Annotated in this window: 15 protein-coding genes; 8 read left to right on the top strand and 7 right to left on the bottom strand. The window is 72.1% G+C overall.

The window, feature by feature from the left end; all coding sequences use genetic code 11:
* Nucleotides 1-68 precede the first annotated feature (68 nt).
* Nucleotides 69-1,589 carry a DUF4331 domain-containing protein gene (locus ACPT94_RS25480; RefSeq protein WP_360345415.1) on the bottom strand — a complete coding sequence of 507 codons (1,521 nt, stop codon included), beginning with the start codon at nucleotides 1,587-1,589 and terminating at the stop codon, nucleotides 69-71.
* Nucleotides 1,590-1,797: 208 nt separating this feature from the next.
* On the opposite strand from ACPT94_RS25480, the gene ACPT94_RS25485 reads away from it, so the two are divergent.
* From ACPT94_RS25485 to ACPT94_RS25495, 3 genes are all read left to right on the top strand, one after another.
* Entirely contained in the window at nucleotides 1,798-2,340 is a 543-nt protein-coding gene (locus ACPT94_RS25485) for a sigma-70 family RNA polymerase sigma factor (protein WP_360345417.1), read from the top strand.
* Nucleotides 2,337-3,149: an anti-sigma factor gene (locus ACPT94_RS25490; RefSeq protein WP_360345419.1), complete on the top strand. Its 813-nt coding sequence runs from the start codon at nucleotides 2,337-2,339 to the stop codon at nucleotides 3,147-3,149. The genes ACPT94_RS25485 and ACPT94_RS25490 overlap by 4 nt, the downstream gene beginning before the upstream one ends.
* Before the next feature lie 126 nt (nucleotides 3,150-3,275).
* Nucleotides 3,276-3,548 carry a hypothetical protein gene (locus tag ACPT94_RS25495; RefSeq protein ID WP_360345421.1) on the top strand — a complete coding sequence of 91 codons (273 nt, stop codon included), beginning with the start codon at nucleotides 3,276-3,278 and terminating at the stop codon, nucleotides 3,546-3,548.
* A 10-nt stretch (nucleotides 3,549-3,558) separates the two neighbouring features.
* Here ACPT94_RS25495 and ACPT94_RS25500 read toward each other — a convergent pair whose 3' ends face one another.
* The 3 genes from ACPT94_RS25500 to ACPT94_RS25510 are packed head-to-tail and all read right to left on the bottom strand — an operon-like array spanning nucleotide 3,559 to nucleotide 6,512.
* On the bottom strand, nucleotides 3,559-4,755 hold the full coding sequence (locus tag ACPT94_RS25500) for a CaiB/BaiF CoA transferase family protein (protein ID WP_360345423.1): 1,197 nt from the start codon (nucleotides 4,753-4,755) through the stop codon (nucleotides 3,559-3,561).
* Nucleotides 4,756-4,788: 33 nt separating this feature from the next.
* Nucleotides 4,789-5,571, bottom strand: a complete 783-nt coding sequence (locus ACPT94_RS25505; RefSeq protein WP_360345425.1) for an ABC transporter permease — start codon at nucleotides 5,569-5,571, stop codon at nucleotides 4,789-4,791.
* Nucleotides 5,568-6,512, bottom strand: a complete 945-nt coding sequence (locus ACPT94_RS25510) for an ATP-binding cassette domain-containing protein (RefSeq protein WP_360345427.1) — start codon at nucleotides 6,510-6,512, stop codon at nucleotides 5,568-5,570. Before ACPT94_RS25510 ends, ACPT94_RS25505 begins: the two co-directional genes overlap by 4 nt.
* Nucleotides 6,513-6,575: 63 nt before the next feature.
* Between ACPT94_RS25510 and ACPT94_RS25515 the strand changes: the two genes are divergently transcribed.
* On the top strand, nucleotides 6,576-7,289 hold the full coding sequence (locus ACPT94_RS25515; RefSeq protein ID WP_360345429.1) for a TetR/AcrR family transcriptional regulator C-terminal domain-containing protein: 714 nt from the start codon (nucleotides 6,576-6,578) through the stop codon (nucleotides 7,287-7,289).
* 152 nt (nucleotides 7,290-7,441) lie between these two features.
* Here ACPT94_RS25515 and ACPT94_RS25520 read toward each other — a convergent pair whose 3' ends face one another.
* Genes ACPT94_RS25520 through ACPT94_RS25530 form a run of 3 tightly spaced genes read right to left on the bottom strand, consistent with a single transcriptional unit; the run spans nucleotide 7,442 to nucleotide 9,893 of the window.
* A complete protein-coding gene (locus ACPT94_RS25520) occupies nucleotides 7,442-8,581 on the bottom strand; it encodes a type ISP restriction/modification enzyme (protein WP_360345431.1) in 1,140 nt (379 codons plus the stop codon).
* A 23-nt stretch (nucleotides 8,582-8,604) separates the two neighbouring features.
* A complete protein-coding gene (locus ACPT94_RS25525; protein ID WP_360345433.1) occupies nucleotides 8,605-9,219 on the bottom strand; it encodes a TetR/AcrR family transcriptional regulator in 615 nt (204 codons plus the stop codon).
* Complete coding sequence (locus ACPT94_RS25530; protein WP_360345435.1) at nucleotides 9,216-9,893, bottom strand: hypothetical protein; 678 nt, start codon at nucleotides 9,891-9,893, stop codon at nucleotides 9,216-9,218. The genes ACPT94_RS25525 and ACPT94_RS25530 overlap by 4 nt, the downstream gene beginning before the upstream one ends.
* Nucleotides 9,894-10,056: 163 nt before the next feature.
* On the opposite strand from ACPT94_RS25530, the gene hmgA reads away from it, so the two are divergent.
* The 4 genes from hmgA (at nucleotide 10,057) to ACPT94_RS25550 (ending at nucleotide 16,265) form a co-directional block, all read left to right on the top strand.
* Entirely contained in the window at nucleotides 10,057-11,385 is a 1,329-nt protein-coding gene (gene hmgA / locus ACPT94_RS25535) for a homogentisate 1,2-dioxygenase (protein ID WP_360345437.1), read from the top strand.
* Nucleotides 11,386-11,412: 27 nt separating this feature from the next.
* Nucleotides 11,413-12,162 carry a GntR family transcriptional regulator gene (locus ACPT94_RS25540; protein ID WP_360345439.1) on the top strand — a complete coding sequence of 250 codons (750 nt, stop codon included), beginning with the start codon at nucleotides 11,413-11,415 and terminating at the stop codon, nucleotides 12,160-12,162.
* Nucleotides 12,163-12,387: 225 nt separating this feature from the next.
* On the top strand, nucleotides 12,388-14,619 hold the full coding sequence (locus tag ACPT94_RS25545; RefSeq protein ID WP_425246900.1) for a molybdopterin oxidoreductase family protein: 2,232 nt from the start codon (nucleotides 12,388-12,390) through the stop codon (nucleotides 14,617-14,619).
* A 179-nt stretch (nucleotides 14,620-14,798) separates the two neighbouring features.
* Nucleotides 14,799-16,265 carry a CitMHS family transporter gene (locus ACPT94_RS25550; protein WP_360345443.1) on the top strand — a complete coding sequence of 489 codons (1,467 nt, stop codon included), beginning with the start codon at nucleotides 14,799-14,801 and terminating at the stop codon, nucleotides 16,263-16,265.
* Nucleotides 16,266-16,292: the final 27 nt, after the last annotated feature.

The raw sequence follows: 16,292 nt of genomic DNA on the forward strand, positions 1-16,292 counted from the left end.
CCCCCGCCAGTCGGTGGGGTGGGCCGGGGAGCGCAGGATTCTCCCCGGCCCGGTTCACGGGCGAGGGCTCAGTACGCCCGGCCTCGCATCCGGCGCCACCACATCAGGCCGCCGCCGATGAGCAGGATTCCGGCCGCGCCGGCGCCCGCGGAGGCGGCGATCAGGCCGGTGTTGCCCTCGGTGCTCAGGGCGTCGCCGAGCTGGCTGCGGACCTCGTTGCCGCTGCCGGTGCCCTTGGCGAGCGGGCCGCGCGAACCCTCGGTGGGCAGCGCGACGTACGGGAAGGCCTTCTCGAACTCCTTGTCGTTCTTGTCGACCGCGTCGCCCAGGTCGTTCTTGGCGCCCAGCAGTTCACCCTCGACGACCTGCAGCGAGGCGTCGATCACGTCGTCGGTGAGGCGACGGCCGTTCGGGAAGCCCGCGTTGTCGCCGTCGAGGACACCGAGCCGCTTGGGGCTGGCGGTCGGCTTGATCGAGGTGTTCAGGCGCAGCTCCTCCGACGGGGTCACGTACGGCGGCTGGTTGAGGCCCTTGACGCCCTTGAGGAACACGTCGACGAGGTCGTTGCGCGGCTCGGCCGGCGCCTTGATCTTGTAGATCGCCTCGATGAGCTTCGGCAGCTCGGGGTTGGTGACGTTCTTCAGGAACTGGGCGTCGTCCTTCGGCTCGGACGCGTTGAACTTGTCCTTGTCCTTGATCGGGTTGACGACCTCGTTCACCAGCGGGCTGCCGAGGCGCGAGACCTGGGTGTAGTAGCCCTCCGCGTTCTCGCGCTGGGTGGTGGACCAGATACCGACGATCGGCTGGTGCTTCGACTCGGCGATCATGTCGCTCGGGACCTGCAGCGCGATCGAGTTGACGTTGTAGCCCTTGAGCGTGTCGTTGCCGACCTCGGAGAGGTTCCCGCCGTACAGCAGGTCGAAGACGCGCAGGTCCAGGAAGAACGGGTCGTCGGCCTGGCCGGCGAAGGTCTTCGCGCCGTTGGAGAGCTTGTAGATCGCCTGGTCGCGCAGCTTCTTGTAGTTCGGCATGGACGCCTTGCCCACGTTCGACGGCGCCACCGGCACGTCGTCCGCGAGCTTCGTGCGGTGCTGGACCTTCCCCTTCTTCAGCTTCAGGAGTTCGAGGTCGTACGTCTGCAGGATGTTCAGGTCCGCGTCGTCCAGGCTCTCGACCACGCCGGTGTTGTAGAGGAACGTCTTCTTGTTCTTCGTGTGCGTCTTGAACGTGTAACGGAAGGTCAGGTCCTCCTTCGCGTCACCGTTGTTGTCGATGTGCAGGTCGTACTGGGCGTCCTCGGCGAACGGGAAGAAGTTCGGGCCGCCCGCCGGCTCCTCGAACGGGACCCAGTTCGCGACGATCGTCGTCGTGTCCGGGTGGTCCGGGCTGACGAAGGCGTACACGTCGGTGTTGTCGTACTGCGGGGTCCCCGAGATCAGCGGGGCCTCCCGGTGGCTGGAGGCGGCAGCCTCCCCCGGCGCCAGCGCGGCGACGCCGGCGGCCGTGAGCCCCCCGGCGGCCAGCGCACCGCATATGAGGGTCGCGACGCCCCTGCGTCCGGATCCGCTCCTGGAGTTAGCTGCTGTCATGCCGTCCGTCCTCTGTGCCAACTTGCCTGACGGACAGTGATACGGAGCGAGGGGGGTGATCGGATTGGTCGAAACCAAAAAACTTTTTCTTTCCTGCTCACCCGCGTTTCGGGCCCTCGGATCCGTATAACCCCCTCCGGAGGTGTGTGCGTTGCGAATGCCTGGTATGACGGGACGGCCCGGGTGCGGCCGCAGGGAGGGGGACCGGATGGAGGCGGACGAGCTGCTGCTGCTCGTCGCGCGAGGCGACCAGAAGGCATTCGAACAGCTCTACACACTGGTGTCCGGACCGGTGTTCGGTCTGGTCCGGCGTGTGGTGCGGGATCCGGCGCAGTCGGAGGAGGTGTCCCAGGAGGTGCTGCTCGAACTCTGGCGTTCGGCCGCGCGGTTCGACCCCGGTCGCGGCAGTGCCCTGTCGTGGGTCCTCACCCTCGCCCACCGCCGGGCGGTCGACCGGGTGCGCAGCGCCCGCGCGGCCAGTGACCGCGAGCAGCGTGAGGCCCGGCGCTACCACGACCCCGCCTTCGACCAGGTGTCCGAGGAGGTCGAGGCGGGCCTGGAACGCCAGTTGGTCCGCCGCTGCCTCGACCGGCTGACGGCCCTGCAGCGTCAGTCCGTCACCCTCGCCTACTACGACGGATACACCTACCGCGAGGTGGCCGAGCGGCTCTCCCTGCCGCTGGGCACCGTGAAGACCCGGATGCGTGACGGGCTCACGCGGCTGCGCGACTGCCTGGGAGGTGCGGCGTGAGCCTGTTCCGCCGGGAGGATCTGCACTCGCTGGCCGCTCCCTACGCGCTCGACGCCCTCGATCCCGACGAGCGTCACCGCTTCGAGAGGCACCTGAGGAAATGCGACCGCTGCACCGCCGAGGTGCGGGAGCTGTCCGAGGACGCCGTCCGGCTCGCCTGGTCGGCGGCCGCCCCGCCGCCCGCCGCGATGCGCGACCGGGTGCTGGCCGCCGTACGGGCCACGCCGCAGGAGCCCGCGGCCTCCGCGCCGGTGCGGGAGCGGGCGACTCAGCTGCCGCCGCACGTCTGGGGCATGCAGCCGCCGCCCGCGCGCACCCGTGCGCCCCGTGCGCGCCGCCCCCTGTTCGTGCCGTTCGCCACGGTGACGGCGGCGGCCGCCCTCGTCGTCGCCGCCCTCTTCGCCGTCCAGGCCGACCGCACCCAGGAACGGCTGGACGCCGAACGGGCGCAGGCACGTGATATCGCCCACGTTCTCGCAGCTCCGGACGCCCGTGCGAGCACCGGCAAGGACGCCCGGGGCCGCAGCATCGGAGTGATCGCCTCCGCTTCGGAGGGGGAGGCGATCGTCACGCTGAGCGGATACGGCGGCCTGCCCACCGGGCAGGTGCACCAGCTGTGGGTCATGCGCCCCGACGCGCAGCCGCGCTCCCTCGGCCTCTTCGACGGCGACACGCCCTTGGTCGCGACCGGTCTCGATCAGTCGTCGGCGTCACTCGCCGTGACCGTCGAACCCGACGGAGGGTCACCGCAGCCCACCACCCAGCCAGTTGTCCAAGTCACCCTGAAATCGGTCGGATTCGGAGAGTGACAGGAAAGGGGTCGTCAACACCCTTACGGGGAAGGTGAATCCTGTGACCGCGATACACGCGTGCCTCGCCCAGGCGATAGGGTTACCCTGCCCGGGCCGGGTGGACTCGTACGGGTGGGGAGTGACATGGAACAGATAACAGTGCGCAGCAGGGCGAGGGTCCCTGCGATCACCTGCGGGAACAGCGCGACCAGTTCGCGTCTCGACCGCCATCTCTCGGTGCTGGCGGGTCCCGCCGTCCCGCAGCGGGAGACGGCCGAGGCGACCTCGCTGATGCGGGAACTGACCGCGCGTGAGCCCGCACACCGCAGCCCCAGGGGCGCCCGAGTGAGCCGGGTCTCGCTCTTCGCGCCGCTGCGCCGGCTGCGCCGTTCGCTGTTCGGCGGCAACAAGCACTGAGGGCCCGCGCTCAGGCGGCCACACCGTCCCGGCGCAGTGCTGCGATCTCGTCGTCCGTCATCCCCACGGCACGCAGCACGGCCCCGGTGTGCTCCCCGAGCGCGGGCACGGCCCCCATCCGTGCCTCCGCCCCGCCCGGCAGCGTGATCGGAGGCAGCAGCGCCCGCAGCGGCCCGACCGGCGAGTCCACCGCCCGCCACCGTTCGCGGGCCGCCAACTGCGGATGCTCGGCGAGCTCCCGCAGATCCCGCAGGCGCGCGCACGCGATGCCCGCGCCCTCCAGCCGCGCCAGCGCCTCGTCGGTGTCCAGCACCTCGAGCGCCCGCGCCACCAGCGCGTCCGTACGCTCCCGGCGCGCGACCCGCGCCGCGTTCGTCGCATACGCCGGGTCCGTCCCCAACTCCGGTCGCAGCAACACCTGTTCGGCCAGCCGCCGCCACTCCCGGTCGTTCTGCACCGACAGCAGCACCCGACCGCCGTCCGCCGTCGGATAGGCGTCGTACGGCGCGATCACGGCGTGCGCGAGACCGGTGCGCGCCGGGGCCGTCCCCCCGTGCATCGAGTGATGGAGCGGATGACCCATCCACTCGGCCAGCGCCTCCAGCATCGACACCTCCACCGGCCCGCCCCGCCCGGTCGCGCCCCGCCGCACCAGCGCCGCCAGCACCCCCGAGAAGGCGTACATGCCCGCCGCGATGTCGGCCGCCGGGATTCCCGCCTTCACCGGCTGCTCGGGCGTGCCCGTGACCGACACCAGCCCCGCCTCGCACTGCACGAGCATGTCGTACGCCCGCTTCCGCGCGTACGGCCCCGACGCCCCGTACCCCGAGATGTCGACGGCGACCAGGCGCGGGTGCGCCCCGCACAGCGTGGCCGCGTCCAGCCCCAGCCGGGCCGCCGCACCCTGCGCGAGGTTCTGCACGAACACGTCCGCGTCCGTGATCAGCCGGCGTACGACGTCGAGGCCGCGCGGGTCCTTCAGGTCGAGGGCGATGGACTCCTTGCCGCGGTTGCACCACACGAAGTGCGAGGCGAGGCCGCCGGCGGCGGTGTCGTAGCCGCGGGCGAAGTCACCGCCGTCGATCCGCTCCACCTTGATCACCCGGGCGCCCAGGTCGGCGAGCTGCCGGGTGGCGAACGGGGCCGCGACGGCCTGCTCGACGGCGACGACGGTGACGCCCTCCAGGGGCGCGGGGAGCTGGTCCATGGGGTGGATCATCGCCCCCGACCGGCGGGTTTGTCATGCGCGGGGGTGCGCGTAGGCGCGGACCGCCAGCGGCGCGAACACCGCGATCAGCAGCGCGCACCAGGCCAGTGAACCGGCGACCGGATGCGCCACCGGCCAGGCGGCGCCCTCCGGGACGGGCGCGTTGCCGAACAGGTCCCGCAGGGCCGTGGCGACGGCGCTGAGCGGGTTCCACTCGGCGAGCGTGCGCAGCCAGCCCGGCAGGTTGTCCGTGGGGATGTAGGCGTTGGACAGCAGCGGCAGCGTGAACGTCGCGCTGCCGAGCTGGCCGGCCGCCTCCTCGCTGCGGGAGAGCAGTCCGAGGTGGATGCCGACCCAGGTGCAGGCGAACCGGAACAGGAGCAGGAGCGCCACCGCGCCGGCCGCCGCGGGCGCCGAGCCCTCCACACGCCAGCCGACCGCGAGCCCCACCAGCAGGAACGGCACGGTCCCCACCGCCGTCACGACCAGGTCGGCCACCGCCTGCCCCAGCGGCACCGCCGCCCGGCTCACCGGCAGCGTGCGCAGCCGGTCCGTCACGCCCCGGTGGACGTCCTGGGCCGCCTGGAACATACCGGTCATGATCCCGTTGGCGGCGGTCGCCACCAGCAGGCCCGGCACGAGGAAGGAGCGGTACTCGGCGCCGGGCGTCGCCAGCGCGCTGCCGAAGACGTAGCCGAAGAAGAGCAGCATGGTGATCGGCATGGTCTGCGTGAGGACCACCAGCGCCGGGTTGTTCCGGATCCGCAGCAGCTGCCGGCCCAGCATGGCCGAGCCGTCGTACGCGAGCGTGCTCATGCGGCGATCTCCTTGTCGTCGGTGAGGCGCAGGAACACCTCGTCGAGCGTGGGCGGTTTGAGGCTCGCGTCGAGCAACGGCACACCCGCCGCGTCGAGTTCGCGGACCAGGCGCGGCAGGGTGAGCGTGGTGTCGCGGCTGACCGCGCCGACGGCGCCCCGGGCGTGGTCGAACGTCGGCTCGGCGCCCGTGAGCCGGTCCAGGACGCCCGCCGCCTTCGTCAGGACGCCGGCGTCCGCGACCACCACCTCCGCGTAGGAGCCGATGAGCGCCTTGAGGTGCCGGGGCGAACCGGTGTGCGCGACCCGGCCCCGGTCCACCAGGGCGATGTCGTCGGCGAGCCGGTCGGCCTCCTCCAGGTACTGGGTGGTCAGCAGGACCGTCGTGCCGTCCTGTCTCAGCTCGCGGACGGCGTCCCAGATGCCGCCCCGGCTCGCCGGGTCGAGACCGGTCGTCGGCTCGTCGAGGAAGAGGACGTCCGGGCGGCGGATCAGGCTGGCCGCGAGGTCGAGGCGGCGCCGCATGCCGCCCGACCAGGTCGACGCGGGGCGGTCGGCGGCCTCGGTCAGGCCGAAGCGGTCGAGGAGCTCGTCGGCGCGCCCGGCCGGCCCGCGCACCCGGTGCAGACGGGCGAACAGACGCAGGTTCTGCCGGCCGGTGAGGTCGCCGTCGACGGTCGCGTACTGCCCGGTGACGCCGATGACTCGCCGGACGGCGGCGGCCTGCCGGACCAGGTCGTGCCCCGCGACCCGGGCCGAGCCGGCGTCCGGCCGCAGCAGCGTCGTCAGCAGGCGCACGGCCGTCGTCTTGCCCGCCCCGTTCGGCCCGAGGATTCCGCAGACGGTGCCCTCGGGGACGGCGAGGTCGAGGCCCCGCAGGGCGCGCACCTCGCCGAACCGCTTCTCCAGACCTTCACTAAGTACAGCGTACGTAGAAGTCATGGGCCGACCATAGCGCACTACGTACGGTGTACGTAACTACGATGGTGGCCGAGGTGATGATCGATGGCGGGCCGAGCGGCCGTACCCGAAGTGATCTGGGCCCGTCCGGAGCGGACGGGCCGCGGGCCGAAGCCGGCTCACACACGCGCCGAGATCGCGGCGGCGGCCGTGCTGATCGCCGACGCCGAGGGGCTCGACGCGGTGTCCATGCGCCGGGTCGCCGCCGAGCTGGGCTGCGGCACGATGTCGCTGTACAACTACGTCCCCCGCAAGGAGGACCTGTACGAGCTGATGGTCGACGCGATCAGCGGCGAGCACGAGCTGTGGGAGCCGAGCGGGGACTGGCGGGCGGACATGCTGCGGGTGGGGCGGCAGACGCGCGAGCTGATGCGGCGGCATCCCTGGCTGCCCCGGCTGATGTCACCCGTGTACGGGTTCAGTCCCAACGCGCTGCGCTATCTGGAGCACTGCCTGGCCTGTCTGGACCCGCTGGACCTGACGTACGGCATGAAACTGCAGCTCGTCGGCATGCTGAACGGCACGGTCACGACGTACGTCGCGAACGAACTGGCCACTGCCGAGCGGTCGCGCTCGTTGCCCTGGTCGGAGGACGAGGAGAACGCCGTGCGGATCGCCTATCTCGGGGGGCAGCTGGCGAGCGGGGCGTTTCCCCGGATGGCGGCGGCGTTCGCCGAGGATCCGGGGCCGATCGACCTGGAGGCGGTGTTCGAGCTGGCGCTCAACAGGGTGCTGGACGGCTTCGTACCCGAGGGCTAGCGGACGGCGAGGGGCTGGAGGAGGGCGAGAGGCCGGGGTGGGCGTACTCGGGCTTGCGGGCGGTGCGGCGAGTGGGGGCACCTCCCGCGCCCTTCAGGCAGTGGGGGAGCGTGCCGGGCGTCGCGCGGCAGGCGCCGCTTTCGCAACAGGCCCTAGAGAAGGGCGAGCTGGCCCTCCGGGCCCTCCTCGTCGTGGTCGAGGATCGAAGCCGGGCGGCGGGCCCGGTCCGGGACCGGGAGGACGCCCGCCTCGCGCAGCTCCGCCGTCGTGATCCGGTCCGCCACCTTCAACTCCTCCTGCTGGGGGCGTACTTCCGCCAGCAGGGCCGACACCGTGATCAGCTCCAGGAGTTCCGAGGTCCACGTCTGCGGCCAGGTCGCCGGGCGGATCGCCGACAGCGTGCCCGGCTCCGGCTCGGCCGTCCGCGTCGTGAACCACTGCTCCAGGACCCGCACTCCGCCCGCCTCGAAGTCCCAGGCCTCGGGCGGGACCGGGGAGATGCGCCCCTCGTCGAGGTGGAGGGTCTCCTCCTCTCGGTCGTAGTGGAGGGTCAGGGGCCGGGACGGGAGCGGGGCGCGGACGTACGGGCGGCGGCCGCCGGGGAGTTTGGGGCGGTCGCCGTCGCGGCGCAGCAGCCAGAGGATGCGGTGGCCCAGTTCGACGCCCCGGGACCAGAGGCCGGGGTCCCGGGGGAGGGGGACCGTCAGGTCGGGACGGACGGCGGCGAGGGTCCAGGCCAGGAAGTCCAGCGGATCGGCGGAGTGGCCCAGGTGGGCCAGCAGGCCGGGGGCCAGGTTGGGTTCCGTGGCGCCCGGGCGGCGGTGCAGCGGGCGGACGCGGCCGGTGCGCAGCAGCGGGAACAGGGAGGTCGCCAGCAGGAAGGGGGCGTCCGGTGTCTCCACCACGAAGATCTGGTGCTCGTCCGCCACCCGCCACAGCTCGGGGCGGGCCGCGTCGATCAGGCGATGGTCGGGCAGGAGCCACTGCTCGTCGAAGGGGGCGGCGAGGACGCGGACGGGCTCGGGGCAGGGGCCCGAGGCGCGGATCAGTTTCTCCGTGCCGGCGGTCCGGCCGGGCAGCCGGCCGACCGCCGTGTGCAGGGTGCGTGAGCGCGTCGGCTCGAACAGCGCCTCGCGCTCCGGGCCCTCGGCCTTCAGCAGGGCGTCCCAACGGGCCTTCAGGGAAGCCGGGTCGGCGGCCGTCGGCCACCCCCGGCCGAGCCGTGGCGGTGCGACGGACCACGGCATGAGGTCCGCCAGCGGCGGAGCGTCGTCGTGCGTCACGCCGGGCATCGTACGACGACCTCCGACGCGGGTCAGTCGAGCGCGCGCGCCAGATAGGCCCGCAGCAGCTCCCGGGTCTCCTCGATCACCTTCTCGTCGCCCTCCGGCTCCATCCTGAAGGCCAGGTGGACGAGGGTGTCGGCGGTCTCCACGGCGATCAGGAAGGTGCGGCGCAGATCCTCGTCGGGCTCCCGGCCGAGGTAGCCGGCGAGCAGGTCGGTGAGACGGTCGGCGACGCGATGGTTGGGTTCGGCGCGGGCGCCGACCGGGATCTGGTTGCCGAAGTCGACGAGGGAGAAGCCGGGCGCGGTGCGCTTCATGGCGAGGTACTCGTCGAGCACGGCGTCCATGGCGGCCCGCCAGTCACCCCGGCGCGCGTCCTTCAGCCGCTCGGTGACGCGCTCCGCGTAGCGCTCCAGGTTGCGCTGGGCGAGGGCGTCGGCCATCTGCTTCTTGTTGCCGAAGAAGCGGTAGACGGAGCCGATCGGGACGCCGGCGCGCTGGGCGACGGCGCGGGTGCTCAGGGCGTCGTAGCCCACCTCGTCGAGGAGGTCGGCGCAGGCGTCGAGGATCCTGGTCAGCCGTTCGGCACTGCGCCGCTGCACGGGCGCACGACGGAGCGATGTCGCGTGGGGCACGGGCTTCATGATGCCTTTCCGCCGCGGTCGGGTGAACCTCGCCCCTCGGTACGGGGAAAGATGCCCGGTGCACTCAGTACGGAGGCCGAGACGGAGGGCGCACCCTCCGGGGACGTCTCCGGCTCGGCGGACCCGACCGGCGCGGAGGGCCCGTCCGGCCCCGAGGACGCCTCCGGCTCCGACGCCGTGATGTCCGCCGTGCTCTCGACCGGTTTGCCGTCGACCGCCCACACCGTGCCGTCGTCGGCGTACAGGCGGGCGGTGACCTGGTGGGTGCCGTGCGGGAGGTAGCGGGCGGGGAGGTCCCAGTCGGGGCCGCGCAGGTCGGCGACGGGGCGGCCGTCCACGAAGAGCCGGGCGGTGCCGTGACCGCTGACGGCCCGCGCCTTCGTCCCGGCCGGCGAGAACCGGAAATTGCGCACCTTCAGCCGCACGTCCCAGCCGCCGTCGGCCCCGGGTTCCACCTCGACACCCACCTCCGGCGCACCCTTCTTCTCCACCTCCCGGTAGCGCCGCCCCTCGCCGTCGGTGTCCTCGAGGACCTTGCCCACCGGCGAGGGCGAGACCGCCACGCTCGATCCGTCCCCCGGTTCGCGGGCAGCACCGGAGCCGCAGCCCGCGGATCCGGTCAGCAGCAGGACACAGACCGCGAGTGCGGGGAGGCTTCCTCGTGTCCACGACATGCGGGCGAGCGTAGAACACCGGTGCGACCCCGCGAATCCCCCTGGAGTCGGGTTCCGGCCACCCCGTGATCGTCCTTCCAGAGGAGGAGCCCGGCCCCTCTTGCGCCCGCGAAAACGCAATCCTACGGTGTTGCATAGGAATCGGCGGCGCAAGGGAGCACGCATGAGCAGCGGGGACGCACGCAAGACGGCCGAGGGGCTGACCTACCTCTCGGGGTTCGGCAACGAGCACGCCTCGGAGGCCCTCCCCGGTGCCCTGCCCGAGGGCCGCAACTCGCCGCAGCGCGCCCCCCTCGGCCTGTACGCGGAGCAGCTCAGCGGTACGGCCTTCACCGAGCCGCGCGCCCACAACCGCCGCTCCTGGCTCTACCGGATCCGCCCGTCGGCCGCCCACCCGGCGTTCACCCGCACGGCCCCCGGCGCGCTGCGCACGGCCCCCTTCACGGAGACGGTCCCCGACCCCAACCGCCTGCGCTGGAACCCGCTGCCGGAACCGGCGCCGGGCACCGACTTCCTGGCGGGCCTGTGGACCCTCGGCGGCAACGGCGACGCCACCCAGCGCACCGGCATGGCCGTGCACCTCTACCACGCCGACACATCGATGGAGCGCGTCTTCAGCGACGCCGACGGCGAGCTGCTGATCGTCCCGGAGCGCGGCGGGCTGCTGTTGCACACGGAGTTCGGCCTCTTGCACGCCGAGCCCGGGCATGTGGCGCTGATCCCGCGCGGCGTCCGCTTCCGCGTGGAGCTGCTCGACGCCTCCGCCCGCGGCTACGTCTGCGAGAACTACGGCGCCCCCTTCAGCCTCCCCGACCTCGGCCCGATCGGCGCCAACGGCCTCGCCGACGCCCGCGACTTCCGCGCGCCCGTCGCCGCGTACGAGGACGTGGAGGGCCCGGTGGAGGTGGTGAACAAGTTCTGCGGCAACCTCTGGACGGCCACCTACGACCACTCCCCGCTGGATGTCGTCGCCTGGCACGGCAACCACGTCCCGTACGTCTACGACCTGCGCCGCTTCAACGTCCTCGGGACGATCTCCTACGACCACCCGGACCCGTCGATCTTCACGGTGCTGACGTCGCCGTCCGACACCCCGGGGCTCGCCGGCGTGGACTTCGTGGTCTTCGCGCCGCGCTGGCTGGTGGGCGAGGACACCTTCCGGCCGCCGTACTTCCACCGGAATGTGATGAGCGAGTACATGGGGCTGATCGAGGGCGCCTACGACGCCAAGACCGCCGGTCCCGGGGGCTTCGTGCCGGGCGGCGGCTCGCTGCACAACATGATGTCGGCGCACGGCCCCGACCGGGAGACGTTCGACAGGGCGAGCGCCGCCGAGCTGAAGCCGCAGAAGCTGGACGACGGGCTGGCGTTCATGTTCGAGACACGGTGGCCGGTCACGCTCAGCCCGCACGCGGCCCGCGCGGACCATCTGCAACAGCGGTACGACGACGTGTGGTCGGGCCTCGAACGGCATTTCCGCCCCTTGCACTGAGGATTCCCGCCCGGTACGGATGGCCCCGTGACCTCCTTCGCCCCGGACTCGATCGTCCTCAACCGCAAGCTGCCGCTCTGGTACCAGGTGTCGCAGTCGCTGCGCGCCTCGATACTCGGCCGCTCGCCCGGCGACCCGCTGCGCCTGCCCACCGAGGAGCAGTTGGCGGGGCACTACGGGGTGAGCGTGCTGACCATGCGGCAGGCGCTGAAGGAGTTGGAGGACGAGGGGCTGATCACCCGGCACCGCCGGCGGGGCACGTTCATCGAGCCGACCGCCCAGCGGGGGGCGCCGGTCCGCCTGCTGGGCTCGGTGGACGCGATCGTGGCCCAGCAGTCCGGCATGGCGACGGAGCTGCTGGACCGGGGCACGGTGGCGACCCCGGCCGAACTCGCCGAGTACTTCCCGGACCTGGCGGAGGTGGCGACGTACCACCGGCTGCGCGGCGACGAGAAGACGGGCGAGCCGACCAACCACGCCCGCAACTACGTCCGTCCCGAACTCGCCGCCCTGATCGACCCCGACGACCTGGTCCGCTGGCCGATGACCAAGGTGCTGCGGGACGTCGTGGGCGCGGACATCAGCCGTATCACGGACACGGTCGAGGCCCGCCTGGCGGACCCGGAGACGGCCCGGCTGCTCCATGTCCCGCTGCTGAGCCCGATCCTGCACTACACGGGCGTGACGTACGACGCCGGCGGCCGCCCGCTGGACGTGGCCGTCATCCACTACCGGGGCGACCGCTTCTCCTTCACGGTGACCCTGGACGCCACCTGAGCGTTTCCGGCGTCGGCGGCCCGGTCCGCGGCGCACCCTCCGCCCGGACGGTGGTCGTTGTCGGTTGAATCGCGCATTCCGGGCCAGGTGCGCGTCATCCGGCGCCGGGCGCACCCCGACACCTCGGCCGGCGGCTCCCTCCCGCCGGGGCCTCCCCAGTGTCCGTACCGGTCGGTATGCTCGGCGGCACCAGAGCGCCACAGCCGCCGCCTTCCGGGAGGACCCGTGTCCCGCACCGCCCTGCGAATCTGCCCCCTGTGCGAGGCCACCTGCGGGTTGACCCTCACCATCGACGGGACCCGGGTCACCGGCGCCCGCGGCGACCGCGACGACGTGTTCAGCAAGGGGTTCGTCTGCCCCAAGGGCGCCTCCTTCGGGGCGGTCGACGGCGACCCCGACCGGCTGCGCACGCCCCTCGTGCGCAGGGGCGGCGAGCTGCGCGAGGCCACCTGGGAGGAGGCCTTCGACGCGGTCGCCGCCGGCCTGCGCCCGGTCGTCGAGCGGTACGGGCCGAACGCGGTCGGGGTCGTCCTCGGCAACCCCAACGTGCACACCATGGCCGGCGCGCTCTACCCGCCGGTGCTCCTCGCCGGCCTCGGCACCCGCAGCCTGTTCACCGCGTCCACGGTCGACCAGATGCCCAAGCACGTCTCCAGCGGGCTCCTCTTCGGTGACGCCAACGCCATCCCGGTGCCGGACCTGGACCACACCGACCATCTGCTGCTCATCGGCGCCAACCCCCTGGAGTCCAACGGGAGTCTGTGCACCGCCCCCGACTTCCCCGGCAAGCTCAAGGCCCTGAAGGCCCGTGGCGGCACCCTCACCGTCATCGACCCCCGCCGCACCCGCACCGCCAGGCTCGCCGACCGGCACATCGCGATCCGGCCCGGCACGGACGCCCTGCTGCTCGCGGCGATGGCCCAGGTGCTGTTCGAGGAAGGGGCGGCGGACCCGGGCGAGTTGACCCAGCACGTCCAGGGTCTCGACGAACTCCGCGAGGCCCTACGGGACTTCACCCCCGAGGCCGTGGCCCCGGCCTGTGACGTGGACGCCGCACTCGTCCGCACCCTCGCCCGGGAACTCGCCGCCGCCCCCACCGCCGCCGTCTACGGCCGCATCGGCAGCTGCACGGTCCCGTACGGCACCCTCGCCAGCTGGCTCGTCGACGTCCTGAACATCCTCACCGGCAACCTCGACCGGCCCGGCGGCGCCCTCTTCCCGCAGTCCGCCACCGACAGGACGCCTCGCCCGGCCGGTCCCGGCCGCGGCTTCCAGCTCGCCCGCTGGCACTCCCGGGTGAGCCGACACCCCGAGGCCAAGGGGGAGTTGCCGCTGTCCGCGCTCGCCGAGGAGATCGACACCGCCACCGAGGAGGGCGAGCCGATCCGGGCCCTGATCGCCGTGGCCGCCAACCCGGTGCTGTCCGCGCCCGACGGCGACCGGCTCGACAAGGCGCTCGACTCCCTCGACTTCATGGTCAGCCTCGACCCGTACCTCAACGAGACCTCGCGCCACGCCCACGTCGTCCTGCCGCCGCCCCCGCCCTCCCAGAGCCCGCACCACGACTTCGCCTTCAACACCCTCGCCGTCCGCAACCAGGTCCGCTACACCCGCCCCGCCGTCCCCCTCGAACCCGGCCGGATGGCCGAGACCGAGATCCTCGCCCGGCTGACCCTGGCCGCGACCGGGATGCACGGCGCCGACCCGTCCGCCGTCGACGACCTGGTCATCGGGCAGACCCTCGGCAAGGCGGTCGGGGAACCGCACTCCCCGGTGCACGGCCGCGACCCGCAGGAACTCGCGGCACAACTCACCGGTGGCAACGGCCCCGAGCGCCGGCTGGACATGATGCTGCGCCTCGGCCCCTACGGCGACGGCTTCGGCGCACGGCCCGAGGGGCTGAGCCTGGCCAGGCTGCTGGAGCACCCGCACGGCATCGACCTCGGGCCACTGCGGCCGCGCCTGCCGCAGCCGTTGAAGACCAGGAGCGGGCGGATCGAACTGCTGCCGCAGCCGATCGCCGACGATCTCCCGCGCCTTCGGCGGGCGCTGGAGGAGCGGCCCGCCGGGTTCGTCCTCGTCGGGCGCCGCCATCTCCGGTCCAACAACAGCTGGTTGCACAACGTCCCGGCCCTCACCGGCGGCACCAACCGCTGCACGGTCCAGATCCACCCCGAGGACGCCGAGCGGCTGGGTGTCCGGGACGGCTCCGCGGTGCGCGTGAAGGGCGCCGGGGGAGAGGTGACCGCTCCGGCCGAGGTCACCGACGGCGTGCGGCGGGGCGTCGTCAGCCTGCCCCACGGCTGGGGCCACGACCGTCCCGGCACCCGGCTGAGTCATGCCTCGACCGACCCCGGCGTCAACGTCAACCAGCTCCTCGACGGCAGCCTGCTCGACCCGCTGTCGGGCAACGCGGTCCTCAACGGCGTGCCCGTCGACCTCGCCCCGGTGGACTGAAAGACCCCGTTCCGTGACCGAAAAGCTCATGCCTCTGACCTGAGCAAAGCTGTGACCAGGAGTTTTGCGCTTATTGCTCGCACGTCAACGTCTTGTTAACACCGTTTCAACGGTCCTAACGTCAACGCACCGCCGACCCCCAGGTGGGATGTTCAAGGGCGAACGTTAGGTATCCACTCATGCTGACCATCCTCGGCTTCGCCATGATCGCGACCTTCCTGGTCCTGATCATGATGAAGAAGATGTCGCCGATCGCGGCGCTCGTACTGATCCCCGCACTCTTCTGTGTCTTCGTCGGAAAAGGCGCCAAGCTCGGCGACTACGTCATCGAGGGGGTGGGCAACCTCGCGCCCACCGCCGCGATGCTGATGTTCGCCATCGTCTACTTCGGCCTCATGATCGACGTCGGCCTGTTCGACCCGATCGTGCGGGGCATCCTGAAGTTCTGCAAGGCCGACCCGCTGCGCATCGTCGTCGGCACGGCCGTCCTCGCGGCGATCGTCTCGCTCGACGGCGACGGTTCGACCACCTTCATGATCACGGTCTCGGCCATGTACCCGCTGTACAAGCGCCTGAAGATGAGCCTGGTCGTGATGACCGGTGTCGCCGCCACCGCCAACGGCGTCATGAACACCCTGCCCTGGGGCGGCCCGACGGCCCGCGCCGCCACCGCGCTCAAGCTCGACGCGGGCGACATCTTCGTGCCGATGATCCCGGCGCTCCTCGTCGGCCTGCTCTTCGTCTTCGTCCTCGCCTACTTCCTCGGTCTGCGCGAGCGCAAGCGGCTCGGTGTGCTGAGCCTGGACGAGGCCCTCCAGCAGGAGAAGATCGTCAAGGACGAGCAGGACCAGGAGACCGAGACGGTGCTCGTGGGCGCCGGCGCCGGTGCCTCCGGCGGCTCCGGCAAGGTCCGTCTGACGAAGGCCACCGGCGGCGCCGGTTCCGGTACCGACGCCGAGAACTCCGACGACGGTGACGACGGTGACGACGGCGACGACATCCGCCTGCAGGGCCTCGACCCCAACCGCCCGACGCTGCGCCCCAAGCTGTACTGGTTCAACGCGCTGCTCACGGTCGCGCTGCTCACCGCCATGATCATGGAGTGGCTGCCGATCCCGGTGCTGTTCATCCTCGGCGCCGCGCTCGCGCTGACCGTCAACTTCCCGCACATCCCCGACCAGAAGGCCCGGCTCGCCGCCCACGCCGACAACGTCCTCAACGTCTCCGGCATGGTGTTCGCCGCCGCCGTCTTCACCGGCGTGCTGCAGGGCACCGGCATGGTCGACGCCATGGCCAAGTGGATCGTCGACGGCATCCCCACGGGCATGGGCCCGCACATGGCGCTCGTCACCGGCTTCCTGAGCCTGCCGCTGACGTACTTCATGTCGAACGACGGCTTCTACTTCGGTGTCCTGCCGGTCCTCGCCGAGGCCGGCGCCGCGCACGGGGTGTCGTCCCTGGAGATCGCCCGCGCCTCGCTCGTCGGCCAGCCCCTGCACATGTCGAGCCCCCTGGTCCCGGCCGTGTACGTGCTCGTCGGCATGGCGAAGGTCGAGTTCGGCGACCACACCAGGTTCGTGGTGAAGTGGGCCGCGGTCACCTCGCTGGTGATCCTCGGCGCCGGAATCCTGTTCGGCATCATCTGACCCGCCCTCGACCGTCCTTGGAGGACC

It is taken from the genome of Streptomyces aurantiaciflavus (assembly GCF_049808595.1).
Classification (GTDB): domain Bacteria; phylum Actinomycetota; class Actinomycetes; order Streptomycetales; family Streptomycetaceae; genus Streptomyces.

What these genes read in the sequence shown, in the direction of transcription:
- ACPT94_RS25520 (WP_360345431.1), bottom strand. Translation starts at nt 8,581, where the DNA reads ATGCCCGGCGTGACGCACGACGACGCTCCGCCGCTGGCGGACCTCATG.
- ACPT94_RS25530 (WP_360345435.1), bottom strand. Translation starts at nt 9,893, where the DNA reads ATGTCGTGGACACGAGGAAGCCTCCCCGCACTCGCGGTCTGTGTCCTG.
- ACPT94_RS25515 (WP_360345429.1), top strand. Translation starts at nt 6,576, where the DNA reads ATGGCGGGCCGAGCGGCCGTACCCGAAGTGATCTGGGCCCGTCCGGAG.
- ACPT94_RS25480 (WP_360345415.1), bottom strand. Translation starts at nt 1,589, where the DNA reads ATGACAGCAGCTAACTCCAGGAGCGGATCCGGACGCAGGGGCGTCGCG.
- ACPT94_RS25485 (WP_360345417.1), top strand. Translation starts at nt 1,798, where the DNA reads ATGGAGGCGGACGAGCTGCTGCTGCTCGTCGCGCGAGGCGACCAGAAG.
- ACPT94_RS25500 (WP_360345423.1), bottom strand. Translation starts at nt 4,755, where the DNA reads ATGGACCAGCTCCCCGCGCCCCTGGAGGGCGTCACCGTCGTCGCCGTC.
- ACPT94_RS25495 (WP_360345421.1), top strand. Translation starts at nt 3,276, where the DNA reads ATGGAACAGATAACAGTGCGCAGCAGGGCGAGGGTCCCTGCGATCACC.
- ACPT94_RS25510 (WP_360345427.1), bottom strand. Translation starts at nt 6,512, where the DNA reads ATGACTTCTACGTACGCTGTACTTAGTGAAGGTCTGGAGAAGCGGTTC.
- ACPT94_RS25550 (WP_360345443.1), top strand. Translation starts at nt 14,799, where the DNA reads ATGCTGACCATCCTCGGCTTCGCCATGATCGCGACCTTCCTGGTCCTG.
- hmgA (WP_360345437.1), top strand. Translation starts at nt 10,057, where the DNA reads ATGAGCAGCGGGGACGCACGCAAGACGGCCGAGGGGCTGACCTACCTC.
- ACPT94_RS25505 (WP_360345425.1), bottom strand. Translation starts at nt 5,571, where the DNA reads ATGAGCACGCTCGCGTACGACGGCTCGGCCATGCTGGGCCGGCAGCTG.
- ACPT94_RS25525 (WP_360345433.1), bottom strand. Translation starts at nt 9,219, where the DNA reads ATGAAGCCCGTGCCCCACGCGACATCGCTCCGTCGTGCGCCCGTGCAG.